The 13,792-nt window shown below is 44.9% G+C and carries 12 protein-coding genes and 1 tRNA gene; 5 read left to right on the plus strand and 8 right to left on the minus strand.

What is annotated here, in order from left to right:
* The first annotated feature begins 7 nt into the window (after nucleotides 1–7).
* From GFS24_RS26285 to GFS24_RS26295, 3 genes are all read left to right on the plus strand, one after another.
* Nucleotides 8–3,175, plus strand: a complete 3,168-nt coding sequence (locus GFS24_RS26285) for an efflux RND transporter permease subunit (RefSeq protein ID WP_153664990.1) — start codon at nucleotides 8–10, stop codon at nucleotides 3,173–3,175.
* Nucleotides 3,168–4,595, plus strand: a complete 1,428-nt coding sequence (locus GFS24_RS26290) for a TolC family protein (RefSeq protein ID WP_153664992.1) — start codon at nucleotides 3,168–3,170, stop codon at nucleotides 4,593–4,595. The genes GFS24_RS26285 and GFS24_RS26290 overlap by 8 nt, the downstream gene beginning before the upstream one ends.
* An 81-nt stretch (nucleotides 4,596–4,676) precedes the next feature.
* Nucleotides 4,677–5,306: a hypothetical protein gene (locus GFS24_RS26295; protein ID WP_153664994.1), complete on the plus strand. Its 630-nt coding sequence runs from the start codon at nucleotides 4,677–4,679 to the stop codon at nucleotides 5,304–5,306.
* Here GFS24_RS26295 and GFS24_RS26300 read toward each other — a convergent pair.
* The 3 genes from GFS24_RS26300 to GFS24_RS26310 are packed head-to-tail and all read right to left on the minus strand — an operon-like array spanning nucleotide 5,301 to nucleotide 6,765.
* Entirely contained in the window at nucleotides 5,301–5,939 is a 639-nt protein-coding gene (locus tag GFS24_RS26300) for an alpha/beta fold hydrolase (protein ID WP_253906603.1), read from the minus strand. The two genes, GFS24_RS26295 and GFS24_RS26300, sit on opposite strands and share 6 nt — an antisense overlap.
* 22 nt (nucleotides 5,940–5,961) lie before the next feature.
* Nucleotides 5,962–6,327 carry a SnoaL-like domain-containing protein gene (locus tag GFS24_RS26305; protein WP_153664996.1) on the minus strand — a complete coding sequence of 122 codons (366 nt, stop codon included), beginning with the start codon at nucleotides 6,325–6,327 and terminating at the stop codon, nucleotides 5,962–5,964.
* A gap of 27 nt (nucleotides 6,328–6,354) precedes the next feature.
* The gene (locus GFS24_RS26310) at nucleotides 6,355–6,765 is read right to left on the minus strand and encodes an SRPBCC domain-containing protein (protein WP_153664998.1); all 411 of its coding nucleotides are present in this window, start codon (nucleotides 6,763–6,765) and stop codon (nucleotides 6,355–6,357) included.
* A 156-nt stretch (nucleotides 6,766–6,921) separates the two neighbouring features.
* Between GFS24_RS26310 and GFS24_RS26315 the strand changes: the two genes are divergently transcribed.
* Nucleotides 6,922–8,337 (plus strand): SMI1/KNR4 family protein, encoded by a 1,416-nt coding sequence (locus GFS24_RS26315; protein ID WP_153665000.1) that lies wholly within the window; start codon nucleotides 6,922–6,924, stop codon nucleotides 8,335–8,337.
* On the plus strand, nucleotides 8,338–9,366 hold the full coding sequence (locus GFS24_RS26320) for an acyltransferase family protein (protein ID WP_153665002.1): 1,029 nt from the start codon (nucleotides 8,338–8,340) through the stop codon (nucleotides 9,364–9,366).
* Between the two features lie 81 nt (nucleotides 9,367–9,447).
* Here GFS24_RS26320 and GFS24_RS26325 read toward each other — a convergent pair whose 3' ends face one another.
* The 5 genes from GFS24_RS26325 to GFS24_RS26345 all read right to left on the minus strand — a co-directional run bounded on the left by GFS24_RS26325 (nucleotide 9,448) and on the right by GFS24_RS26345 (nucleotide 13,784).
* Nucleotides 9,448–10,614 (minus strand): restriction endonuclease, encoded by a 1,167-nt coding sequence (locus GFS24_RS26325; RefSeq protein ID WP_153665004.1) that lies wholly within the window; start codon nucleotides 10,612–10,614, stop codon nucleotides 9,448–9,450.
* Between the two features lie 224 nt (nucleotides 10,615–10,838).
* Nucleotides 10,839–10,910: transfer RNA gene (locus tag GFS24_RS26330), tRNA-Arg, on the minus strand.
* A 55-nt stretch (nucleotides 10,911–10,965) separates the two neighbouring features.
* Nucleotides 10,966–12,747: a long-chain fatty acid--CoA ligase gene (locus GFS24_RS26335; protein WP_153665006.1), complete on the minus strand. Its 1,782-nt coding sequence runs from the start codon at nucleotides 12,745–12,747 to the stop codon at nucleotides 10,966–10,968.
* Nucleotides 12,748–12,764: 17 nt separating this feature from the next.
* The gene (locus GFS24_RS26340; protein ID WP_153665008.1) at nucleotides 12,765–13,043 is read right to left on the minus strand and encodes a 2TM domain-containing protein; all 279 of its coding nucleotides are present in this window, start codon (nucleotides 13,041–13,043) and stop codon (nucleotides 12,765–12,767) included.
* A gap of 66 nt (nucleotides 13,044–13,109) precedes the next feature.
* Nucleotides 13,110–13,784, minus strand: coding sequence for a YceI family protein (locus GFS24_RS26345; RefSeq protein ID WP_153665010.1), 675 nt, complete (start codon nucleotides 13,782–13,784; stop codon nucleotides 13,110–13,112).
* Nucleotides 13,785–13,792: the final 8 nt, after the last annotated feature.

Here is a 13,792-nt window from a genome sequence, read left to right on the forward strand (position 1 = left end):
AATTTCAATGTTTAATAAGTTTATACGCAGGCCCGTCCTGTCGATCGTAATATCACTCATCATTGTATTCATAGGGGTGCTGGCGATGACCAAATTGCCGGTCACGCAGTTTCCTTCCATTTCACCACCCAAGGTAAATATCACCGCAGAATATCCCGGAGCAAATGGTGAGCTGATGATCAAATCCGTGATCATTCCGCTGGAAAGGGCCATCAATGGGGTGCCCGGCATGAAATACATGGCCTCCGATGCAGGTAACGATGGTGAGGCCACCATCCAGGTGATCTTTAACCTCGGAACAGATCCAAACCAGGCATCACTGAACGTACAGAACAGGGTAGCATCCGTAGTGAACAAACTGCCGCCGCTGGTGGTAAGGGAAGGTGTGAAGATCACCCGCGAGGAATCCAACATGCTCATGTATGTGAACCTTTATGCGAAGGACACTACCATGGATGAAAAATTCCTGTTCAACTTTGCAGACATCAACGTATTGTCTGAATTGAAACGGGTAGATGGTGTTGGGGTGGCAGACATTCTGGGTAATCGGGAATACGCCATGCGTATCTGGCTGAAACCAGACCGGATGCTGGCTTACAAGATATCTTCAGAAGAAGTGATGAAAGCCCTCGATGAACAGAGTCTCGAAGCTTCACCTGGTAAAACGGGTGAAAGCTCCGGGAAACGCTCACAGGCATTTGAATATGTATTGAAATATCCCGGAAGGTTCACCACCAGAGAAGGATATGAAAACATTGTACTAAGGGCCAGCCCGAATGGTGAACTGCTTCGCCTGAAAGATGTGGCAGAGATAGAGTTCGGCAGTTCCATGTACGATCTCTATTCCAACCTGAACGGCAAACCCTCTGCAGCGATCGTATTAAAACAATCGTATGGAAGTAACGCCAGCCAGGTAATTAAAGACGTAAAAGCGAAACTGAAAGAGATCAAAGAAACATCTTTCCCCAAAGGATTGGATTACGAGATCAGTTACGACGTGTCCAAATTCCTGGATGCCTCTATAGAAAAGGTAATTCACACCCTCGTAGAAGCCTTTATCCTCGTAGGTTTGGTGGTATTCCTCTTCCTGGGCGACTGGCGTTCCACTTTGATCCCCGCCATCGCAGTACCCGTATCACTGATAGGAACATTTATGTTCATGCAGTTCTTCGGCATTACACTCAACCTGATCACTTTATTCGCACTTGTATTGGCGATCGGTATCGTGGTGGATAATGCGATCGTGGTGATTGAGGCCGTCCATGTGAAAATGGAAACGAAGCATCTTTCACCGCTAAAGGCTACGGAGGAAGCCATGCATGAGATCAGCGGAGCCATCATTGCCATCACGTTCGTAATGGCCGCGGTATTTATACCCGTTGCCTTTATGTCCGGGCCCGTGGGGATCTTCTACCGGCAGTTCTCCATCACCATGGCAACATCCATTATCCTCTCCGGTGTGGTAGCGTTAACACTAACGCCAGCGCTTTGCGCCATCATGCTGAAGAATAACCATGGTAAACCAAGAAAGAGATCACCCATCGATAAAGTGCTCGATGGTTTCAATAACTGGTTCGGCAAACTCACCGGAAGATACCAGAAAATACTCGGCGTGATTGTGAACAAACGCGTGATCACCTTTGCGATGCTCGTTGGTTTCTGTGCCGGTATCTGGTTCCTGAATAACAGCCTCCCTTCAGGGTTCATCCCTAATGAAGACCAGGGGATGTTCTACGCAGTGATCCAAACCCCTCCCGGTTCTTCACTGGAAAGAACGAACCAGGTCTCTGAAAGATTACAAAAGATAGCAGAAGAGGTAGAAGGTGTACAATCCGTTTCCTCCCTCGCAGGGTATGAGATCCTGACAGAAGGAACCGGCGCCAACACCGGTACCTGTTTGATCAACCTGAAAAGCTGGGAAGACAGGAAACATTCCGTACAGGAGATCATGGCAGAACTGGAAGAGAAATCCAAAGACATTACAGGAGCTACCATTGAATTCTTCCAGCCACCAGCCGTACCCGGTTATGGAGCTGCCGGTGGTTTCGAGTTACGTTTGCTGGATAAAGCAGGCACAGGTGATTTCAAACAAATGGAAACCGCGAGTAAGGACTTTGTAAAAGAACTGAACAAACGTCCTGAACTGGCATCCGTGTTCACCTTCTACAGCGCCAGCTTCCCGCAATACATGTTGCGGATCGATAACGATATCGCACAGCAAAAGGGCGTGACCATCGAAAATGCGATGACCACACTCTCTACGCTGATAGGAAGTAACTACGAAACCAACTTCATCAAATTCGGCCGCCAGTACAAAGTAATGGTACAGGCCTTACCACAATACAGAGCGTTGCCGGAGGATATCCTGAAATTGTATGTGAAGAATGATCATGATGAAATGGTGCCCTTCTCCGCTTTCATGAAAATGGAAAAGGTGTATGGTCTGTCAGAGATCACACGCCACAATATGTACAATACATCAGAGATCAGTGGTACCTCTGCACCTGGCTACAGTAGTGGTTCCGCCATCGCTGCCATCACAGAAGTAGCGAAAACCAAACTGCCAAGAGGGTACGGTATCGACTGGGCGGGTATCTCAAAAGATGAGGTGAGCCGTGGTAATGAAGCCGTGTATATCTTCCTGATCTGTCTCGGTTTCGTATACCTGATCCTGGCAGCCCAGTATGAAAGTTTCCTCTTGCCGTTCCCGGTAATCCTTTCCTTACCAGCTGGTATTTTCGGTGCCTTCTTCTTGCTGAAAGTATGCGGATTGGAGAATAACATTTATGCCCAGGTGGCTATGGTAATGCTGATCGGTCTGTTAGGTAAAAATGCCGTACTGATCGTAGAGTTTGCCGTACAACGCCATCGTGCAGGAGATTCCGTATTCAAAGCGGCCGTAGAAGGTTCCGTGATAAGGTTCCGTCCCATCCTGATGACGTCCTTCGCATTTATTGCCGGATTGATCCCATTGGTTTTTGCGGAAGGCCCTGGTAAGATCGGTAACCGTACGATAGGTTCTGCCGCTGCCGGCGGGATGTTGCTGGGAACTATTTTCGGGGTATTGATCATACCCGGATTGTATTACATATTCGGCAAAATTGCAGAAAGGCATACGCTTGTGAAGGATGAAGAAGAGAATCCATTAACCGAAGAAATAGATCACAATGTATAAACCAAGGATCCATCATTATATAGGCCTGATCTGTTTGGCTGTTGCAAGTTGTAAAGTTCCGGTGATTGCGCCGGTAACGGAGAACAGGTCAGTGCCCGATGCTTACGAAAGCAGTAAGGATACCACCAATATGTCAGCCATTCAGTGGCGGAGTTTCTTTACAGATAAGAACCTGATCAACCTGATCGATACTGCGTTGCATAACAACCAGGAGTTGATGATCACGCTGCAGGAAATTGAGATCGCAAAGAACGATATCCGTTTCAGGCAAGGTGCGCTAATGCCAAAAGTAGGAGCTAAAATAGGCCTTGGCGTAGAAAAAGTAGGAAGATATACCAGCCAGGGTGCAGGTGATGCTTCCACAGAAATTGAGCCGGGCAAAGAAATGCCAGACCCGCTGGGAGATTTCGCCATAGCAGCCTACGCCAACTGGGAAGTAGACATCTGGAAAAAACTGCGCAACGCTAAGAAAGCAGCCATCACCAGGCATCTGTCAACAGTAGAAGGTAAAAACTTCGTGCTCACTAACCTGATCGCCGAAGTAGCTAATTCCTATTACGAATTACTGGCCCTCGATAATCAGCTGGCCATCGTAAAGCAAAACATCGAACTACAGGTAAATGCGCTAGACATCGTAAAGATCCAGAAAGAAGCAGCAAGGGCAACAGAACTCGCCGTGCAGAAATTTGAGGCAGAAGTATTGAAGTCCCAAAGCATGGAGTTTGAGATCCAGCAAAGGATAAAGGAAACAGAGAATAAGATCAACTTCTTATTAGGCCGCTATCCACAGGAAATAACCAGAGATAAAAGCAGCTTCTTAGGTTTACTACCTGCTGCCGTAAACTCCGGAATTCCTTCGCAGTTATTAGCCAATCGCCCCGATATCAAACGGGCTGAACTGGACTTAACCGCTGCGAAACTGGATGTAAAAGTGGCCCGTGCTGAATTCTATCCTTCTTTTGGGATTTCTGCTGGTGTAGGATTCCAGGCCTTCAAGCCATCCTACTTAGTAAAATTCCCTGAGTCGCTGTTGTATTCTCTGGCCGGAGATCTTGCCGCGCCAATTATTAACCGCAAGGCCATCAAAGCAGAGTTTTTCAATGCCAACGCAAGACAATTGCAGGCGATGTACAACTACGAGCGTACCATTTTAAATGCATACCTCGAGGTATCCACACAACTGTCTAAGATCAGCAACCTGGAAAAGAGTTATGATCGTAAATCAAAACAGGTGGATGCGCTCACACGGTCAATCGACATTTCCAATGATCTGTTCAAGAATGCAAGAGCAGATTATCTCGAAGTATTGATGACACAAAGGGATGCATTAGAATCTAAGCTGGAGTTGATAGAAACGAAGCAGCAGCAGTTTAACGCTGTGATCAATATTTACAGAGGATTAGGAGGAGGTTGGAAGTAAGCAACCCCAAATTAAAAAGAGCCGGCCCATTATGATGGCCGGCTTTTTTAATTGCCTGTAAACAGTTATTTTTAGTTACCTATGCGCACCATCCTGATCATCATCTTATCCTGTATCACTTTTTCCGTTCATGGAGAAGACTCCATATACGTCAAAGCCCATTTTATCTACGGCTCCGTACCAAAAAAAGAATATAGTCATGTTGAACGGGAATGGTTTGGCGGCCTGAAAGGAGGGCACGTAGGGCTTGAAGTAGCAAAGGACAGTATCCTCAACTTTGGCCCCAAAGGGAGTTTCCACTGGGTAGACAAAGGAGACAACCGCCACAGCACATTTATGATCACTTCCATAAGACACTTCTGGGGATTATTTGGCACTCCCGGCCCCGATGTACAAAAGTTAACCATCAACATTCCTATTTCCGCATCACAGAAACGGATGCTGGACAGTCTTACTAAATCTTATCTTGCCAATACACCGTATGATTATGCCTTCCTGGGTATGCGTTGTGCCTCAGCATCTTCAGAGATCCTCGCCAGGATCGGGGTACTCGATAAAGAATTGAAAGGGAAAGGATCAAAAGTAGAAGTCTTTTATCCTGAAATACTCCGCACAGAACTGATCATCCGCGCCAGGAGGAATAACTGGCAGATGAATTATGAGAAAGGAACAGACAGGCGCAAATGGGAAAAGGACACAGAAAACCTATAATTTTTTCTCAATCCATTTCTTCGTCTCATCCACCAATAACGACATCACATCTTTTTTACCCGCTTTAAAAGAGTGATCTGCACCATCAAACTTTACCAGCGTAGCTTTCTTCAAAGACCCCGTAACTGCTTCGATCAATTCCCATGTAGCCAATGTATCCTTAGCGCCCTGCAGAAAGAGCATGGGTATCTTCAATTCTTTCAAATGATCCGCACGTTCGATAGAAGGTTTACCAGAAGGATGAAGCGGAAATCCATAAAAGATAATACCGCTAACAGCGCTATCCGGATTCGCCGCCAGGTACTGCGAACTCATCCTTCCACCAAAAGATTTGCCTGAAACAAATAACGGCAGTTTGGGATTTAATTCACGTGCTTTCTTAATCGCAGCTGCTATTGTCGCATGAGCAACTGCCGGCGTATCAGGTCTTCCCTTTTTGTTTTCCGCAAAAGGAAAGTTGAACCGCAGGGTAGCGATGCCCACTTTCGCAAGAGCATCGGCAAGTGTTTCCATAAATGAATGGTCCATACCTGCCCCTGCTCCATGCGCCAGTGTCATTATACATACTGGTTTCGCAGGTGTGATATGTATAGCTGAGACTTTACCTATAGAAGGAGAAACATCTATTTTCATAGTAGCGAATATACACCACTTCTTAATAAAAGAACTGCTCCAATACGATCTGCCCGTCTTTCACTTCATACAACATGATCTCTTTGATAAATATCCTTCCATGCGGCTGCACCGTAATATCTTTCTCTCTTGCCACTGTAAAGTGATTCCCGGTAACAAGTGGCTCAGATGTATAAAGGCTGTGCACCTCCGTGATCCGGCCCACAAAATCTTCTCCTTTCTTACGGACAGCAGCCTTGCCTTCCGCATTTCCAAAATAGGGAGAACCGGTTGGATCAATGCTCTTCACGTTCTCCGCAAAGAATTCATCCTGAATTTCAAACCATTTTTCTTGTTGAGCGAGTTCATTAAACCGTGCTGCAACTTCTTGTGTGCTAAGTACCTTCATTGTTTTATTTTTTTAGGTTAATGGATTTTAAGATGGTTCTCCTGTTCCTGTTTCACAGAAGGATTTCAAACTTTTCATAAATCGGCCCCAGTCGTAATTACAACCTGCAAAGGTATCTGTAACCGCTCTCCAGCCTCCGTGTGTAAACCGCAGAAGGGTATTCCCGTTTTTTTCTTCCAGTTCAAAAGAGATGCTGGTACCGATCCATTCCTCGATGGAATTGATACATTCCCATGCGGCCCTTTTGTTGGGGGTAAGTTCCGTTACTTTCATCTCATTCCGGAATTGTCCAAAGATGAAGATGTTCATAAACCCGATCTCCGGTTGGGCAGTTGTGTTTTTGCACCACCAGGAGGAAAGCCCTTCCTGTGTGGTCACTGCCTGGTAAACTTTTTCGGGGGATGTTTTAATAACTACATTATGTCTGATTGCTTCCATGATCTTTATTTTATACATCAAAATTACTGGCGAATTAGGACTTGGAAAGGGTGGAATTTGGCCTTTATAATGGGGTGATTTGGCCAATACTTAACTTTAGGCGGAGAAAAAGAACGCACATTTTTATTATATTTCGGGATTCAAAGTCCATAACCCATGATCGGAAACACACTAGACACTATAAAAGACCTGCTTGCAAATGAATACCCGGAACTGAATGCATCTCTCAATCCTCCTGCTACAGAGGCAGACATCAGCCGCCTGGAAACCACAACCGGCCTCACTCTACCAGACGAGTTAAAACAGCTGTACCGCCTGCACAATGGAGAATCCGGTAATGCAGGACTGTTTTTCGGATTGCCATTTATCAGTATTGAGGAGGCATTGGCAGAATGGAAAGTCTGGGAAAGCCTCGCCAGTTCGACTGCTTCTATGGATAGCAATATCATCTCCGTTCCTGCTAATCATATTAAAGAGCAATATATCAACACCCGTTACATCCCCATCAGTAAAGATTACGGTGGTAACAACATCGGCATAGACCTGGATCCCGGCCCAGATGGCGTCAGCGGACAGGTCATCAATTTCGGAAGGGATGAAGACACACGGTTTGTGATTGCATCCAGCCTCGCCGGGTTCATGGATTTCATCCTGCATCATGTAAAAAATGGCAACTACAGATTCGAAATAAACGGAGATGAGGAAGATGAAGAGCCTCGTAGCTTTTTGATGAAAGAACCTGCCAATAGCCATTTCCTCGATGCTTTAAAAGGCCTTCAGTTACCTTTCGGTAGCAGTAAACCAGATGAAGCAAATTACGAAAATTACGATGCCTGGTTTGCCTCACTCGATACCACCTGGCAGGAGATTATCGGTCCCGGTCAAAGCTTTGCCAAACTGGCGGATATCAGGACTATTAACCTGATCAAAAAGAACATCACCCATGTACAACCCCTGGCACGTTTTACCGGCCTCCGGGAACTGTTGCTGACCGCCAACCCGATAGTGGATATTTCACCGCTCTCCACGTTGTCGTCACTGAATAAACTCTTTCTCGCGAAAACCAATATCACTGATATTTCACCGCTCGCGCAGCTCAAAGAACTGAAACAGCTATCGATATACGACACGCCCATAGCTTCATTGGAGGTGCTGCAGCAACTGCCTAAACTCAAAGTACTGAACATAGAAAAAACGGCGGTGACAGATATAGGACAGGTGATTGCCCTAACTCAGCTTACCGAACTGGATCTCACAGGAAAACAATTCCCCTCCTACACAGAACTGCGCAACCTGAAACAACTGGTGAAACTGAACCTCAGTAACACGAATGTACCAGACATTGCTTTTCTATCTAATCTTACAAAACTATCCGACCTGCAACTATGCGGAACGCCAGTCACAGATCTTTCCCCTCTGCTGCAAATGAATAAGCTGGCTTACCTCACACTGAGCATACAGGATTTTAAACAGATCGTAGACAAGTTGCGTCCCGGCATAGGAATTACCATCTGCGGAGAGGTGACTGAAGAAGAACAGGCATTGTTACTGAGCTATGCAAAAAAATCATAAATGAAAGAACCAAAGAAACGCGATCTGTTTCCAGATATTATAAAAGGCATCGCCATTATCCTTGTAGTGATCGGACACTCCATTCAATATGGAAGCGGAGAACATTACTTCCAGAGCGAATCGTTCTTTCAGAACCCCCTTTTTAAGATCATCTACAGTTTCCACATGCCGCTTTTCATGCTCATCAGCGGTTATTTCTTTTACTTCTCCTGCAACAAATACTCTTTTCGCGAAGGAGTGATCAGTAGATTTACCAAAGTGTTACTACCTGTAATAGTATGGGCTGCCTTGTATTTTATTATCAAGATGTTGTTGAATGGAGAGTATTTAGGCATCAAGGCAACTGTGATCCAATATATAAAGATCTGCATCACCTCTATCTGGTTCTTATGGGCTGTATTCTTTTGCTCCCTGGCGGTTTTGGTAGTAAAGCACTTTTTTAAAGATAATATCTACGTATATCTATTGCTGTTCCTGCTCACGTTTGTTGTGCCAGACTTCTTCATTATATTCCTGTACAAGTTCATGTATCCCTTCTTTGTGCTCGGCTATCTGTATAACAAGTACAAAACAAAAATAACATGGGGGAAACAGGGTTATTGGCTGGTAGGCTTCTTACTATTGTATATCGTGCTGATGAGGTTCTATGTCTATGATAGTTTCATATACAATGGTCAGTATATGCATTACAACAAGGATATTCCTTATCAACTCTACACAGATATTTACAGGCTGGTAGTGGGGCTCGTTGGTAGTGTGCTGGTCATCCTTATTTTACAGTACATCTTTAAGAACAGGCAGAACAGTAAGGTGGCTGTCCTGCTGGGGACACTTGGTGTTTATTCATTAGGCATTTATATTATCACGGGCTATATACAACCTCTCTTACTAAAAGTTCCTTTCCTGGAGGGGTTTAGTTATCTGAATGTCTTCCTGGTTTCATTGGTAGTGCTGGTGGTTTCGTATGGGCTTACTTATTTACTGAGGAAGGTGCCGGTAACGAATAAGTTGTTGTTGGGAGGGAGGTAATAAGGAGCGTCTTTTAATTGAATGTAGCCCCCGCAGGGTAGTTGTCGAACTTAGGAAGATGTACTGGCAGTGAGATGTTTTTTAACCTTCTCCTGGAAAGAGGTTGAATTTTTCCTGAATAGGATCGCCATTACTATTGTCTTCAAACAAAATAGCTTTATTTGCTATTGCCCAATTTCTTGCAATGGGAAACATAATATTCTTGTTGAGGTTTCTTGTGTTTCTGAAGAAAGCAGCTCCATTGATTCTGGAACAATTTTCCTTGACATCACTGCTGTTGCCGACTTCAATTGTGGCGTTGTTCAATTTATAAAAGCCATAGCTATCTGAAGGAATATAATAGTATTTATTTCCATCAAGTCCAATTATCTCAACGAAATCAAATGTGGCAGCAGCGGTCTTTGTATAACTGGGACTAAAGATTTTTTGAGTTTTGTCTTTGTCAAAATAATCCCATCCGGAGAGTTTGTTGGTTTTGTTAACGGAAGTAATTATTTCCAGCAATCTATTCATATCAACCAGGTCGATTGAAATATTCGCTCTCTTTACATCATTTTTTTCCAGCCATCCCATTGCCGTTTTGGAGAATTTCTGCGCTGTTGATACAAGTATACCTTTGCTGGCGTTTGTTCCATACATAGAAGCGAAGAAATGTTTAACGACGTTAACTCCTTCAGTAGTTAGAGGAGAAGCCCTTCTTTTTACCTGAACCAAAGTAGGTTCCTCAGACATGAGGAGAATTAGATCAATCCCATCGTCGTTTGTCTGTCCTATATAATTTACTTCACAATCATAGAAGTCCCCGAGGATCGATCCGATGAATTGTTCGAACTTGTAGGGAGACATGCTGTATAAACTTTCTTTCTTCGATTCAATTTCCTTTGCGAGGTGCGACAATGAAACTGATTTTGCGCTGGGGAGAGCTTGTGTGAATGGTAATACATAGTCCTGGCTACCTGCATGATCTTGCATATGACGTTTCCAGAAACCACATTCCTTACATTCATACAGCTGCTGTACCCACAATACCATACAATCTTCCGTCATATCTGAGCCGATCTGTTTGGATCTGAAAGACCCTCCGCAACAGGGGCATTTGGCGGACAAGCAGCGGCGATGCAGTTCCAAATGCCGGTCTCCCTCCATGATAATATGATAACGACGGAAATCCTGGAAGATAGAATTCTCCTTAACCCGGATGGCATCATTATAGAAACTTTTTTTAAGGAGGTTCGTAATCTTGCTCATATTGAAGGATAGTTTAGATGGGGATTCCTTTTCTAAATTACCAATATTGAATGGGAATTAAAAGGTCACACGAAATTAATTCTATGCAATTATGTCGCAGTTGAAGGCAAGGCTTTAGCTTAAATACATTGGGAAATACAGAGAGTCTTTGAGTCCGGATGGTGAAATTGGAAAAATAAAAAAAGGCTTCAAGTTCAATACCTGAAGCCTTTTTCTCAATCTCGTAGCCCGGACAAGAATCGAACTTGTATCTAAAGTTTAGGAAACTTCTATTCTATCCATTGAACTACCGGGCCATAATCCCTCATCGGGAGCGCAAAAATAAGCGTTTTTACCAAATTTCCTTAAATATTATGCATAGATCCTTTCAATCTCATCCCTATACTTCTCCAGGATCACTTTCCGCTTCAACTTCAATGTAGGCGTCATTTCCCCTCCATCCACCGTCCACTCATGCGGCATCAGCTCAAATTTCTTCACCTGCTCAATATGGTTAAAGAACTGGTTATATTTCTCCACCGCCTGCTTAAATAGCTCCCGGACCTGCGGATTCTTCAACCCCTCCTCATGACTCTTAAACGGCACTTTCTGCTTCCTTGCCCAGTCCTCCAGGTTATGAAAATTAGGCACGATAAGCGCCCCCGTAAATTTCCTGTCAGCCCCCACCACCATGATCTGCTCAATAAAAGGGCTCTCCTTGAACTTATTCTCAATAGGCTGGGGGGCTACAAATTTGCCACCTGAGGTCTTGAACAGCTCTTTTTTCCGGTCAGTGATCTTCAAAAACTTATTCTGCACAAGGACTCCGATATCTCCTGTATGGAACCATCCATTCTGGATAGCATCCGCAGTCAGATCCGGCCGTTTGTAATAACCGATGGTGACGTTGGGTCCTTTGCAAAGGATCTCCCCGTCATCCGCCATTTTCACTTCCACATTGCTGATAACGGGTCCAACGGTCCCGAACATGCGGTCTTCTACATTAGCGCGGTTCACACTGATAACAGGAGAAGTCTCCGTAAGGCCATAACCCTCCAGAATGGAGATCTGCGCAGCCGTAAATATTTTAAGTAAACGTACCTGGCAAGCCGCGGCACCCGTAACGATACATTCTATATTACCCCCCAACGCCTCACGCCACTTGCTGAAAATGAGCTTGTTGGCAATAGAAAGTTTGAAGTTATACCAGGCCCCCAGGTTTTTATTGATCTCATATTGTTTCCCAAGCTCCACGGCCCAGAAGAACAGGGCGCGTTTCACACCTTTCAGCTCAAGCCCTTTGGCCATGATCTTCTCATACACCTTTTCCAATAAACGCGGCACCGTGGTAAAGATGCTTGGCTTCACTTCTCGCAGATTATCAGAGATCGCCTCCATGCTTTCTGCGTAGTATACGGATACCCCAGCCTGCAGATAGAGGTAAGTAACCATCCTTTCGAAGATGTGATTTAATGGCAGGAAACTCAATGCCCGGGCTTGTTCATTCACTGGGAGATAAGGCATGCAGGCACTCACATTGCTCATGATGTTCTCATGGCTAAGCATCACCCCTTTCGGTGTGCCGGTAGTCCCTGAAGTATAAATAATGGTGGCTAAATTAGAAGGGCTGATGCTCTCCATGATAGAAGAAATACGAGCATCATCTGAAGGCGTAGCCAGCGCTACAATGTCCGTCCAGTGCTTAACACCGTGGATGCGTTCAAAAGAAAATATCTCCCGGAGAGCAGGAAGTTTATCACGGATGGCTTGTATTTTCTCATACATATCCGCATCCTGCACAAAGAGGAAACGGGCTTCCGCATCGTTCAGTACATATTCCAGTTCGGGAATGCTGATGGTGGGATAGATGGGAACCAGCACAGCGCCTATCTGCTGACAGGCCAGATCAGTGAGTATCCATTCCGGCCGGTTGGCACTGATAATGGAAACTTTATCCTGCTTTTCTACAACAAATTCTTTATCGCCGATACCCAGTTGCAAAAGACCCGAACTAAAACGACGGGCCAGATCTGCTACTTCAGCCGTACTATATTGTTTCCATTCACCGTTTACTTTCGCGGCAAGCATGTCCTGCTTGGAATAGTGCTCCATCTGATATGGGATCACATCAAATAATCGGGTGGGTTGGTGCATGATGATGAGTTGAGGTACTAGCCTTTCTGTTGTTTCTGCTGTAATTTTTCGTATTCACTGGTGGCGTCGCCGAAAGTATCTCTGTGATAGGCGTTATAATAAGCGAAAGCGAGCCCTAATCCCCAGCCGATCATTGGCCATACCGGCCATGGCAGGCCATTATGATCATCAGTGATCAGCCAGATGATCCAGAGGAAACCATTGATGATCAGGTAGGTCATCAGGTGGGTGCGGAACCCCGCCCTGGCTTTTGCGATGCGCCAGAGGCGTTGATCTTTTTGTTCGTTCGTTTCCATAAGAAGAAATGTTGTTAATTAAATATAACCAAAAATCAGGGCAGATACAAATCTGCCCTGACCTTCTTATTTAGTAACAATCTCAAAATGGATATTGACAATTGAATTGATAAGTTTATCCTGCAGGGATTTGTCAGCCCGGTAGGTCATTCCCCATTGCGTACGGTCGATATTGAAATTAGCTTCCGCTTTCACTTCCCCTTTTTGTATAATTATCTTGGCCGGGAAAGTGATGTTTTTGGTCACGTCTTTCATCGTCAGGTTACCCTTGATCATATGCGTGGCATCTTTCAGCAGCACCCCTTTATCATCTTTGGCGGGATGATAAGGACTCACCTCCGTGATCTCAAATTTTGCCGTGGGGAATTTTGCCGCATCAAAGAAGTTCTCTCCTCTCAGTTCATCTTCCAGTTTCCGTTTATTGTCCGGCGTGGCGGCCAGGTCCATATTCGTAAGACTGTTAATATTGATCGTAAACTGACCACCGGTTAAGGTACTGTCTTTGGCAAATAACTGCCCTTCCGTAAAACGGAAAGAACCTTTATGTTCGCCGGTAGGTTTGGTGCCTACCCAGTACAATATGCTGGCAGTGGTGTCCAGGTGATGAGCATGGCCATCCTCCTGTTGTTTCACAGACTGCGCTTCCGTAACCTCCGCTTTATCTGCTTTCGGCGCCTGCTGACAGGCAACCGTACTCAACGAAAGAAATGAAAGAATAAGAAGACGAGCATTGATGTGCATATTATTGC

The sequence above is a fragment of the Chitinophaga sp. SYP-B3965 genome (assembly GCF_009647655.1).
Classification (GTDB): domain Bacteria; phylum Bacteroidota; class Bacteroidia; order Chitinophagales; family Chitinophagaceae; genus Chitinophaga.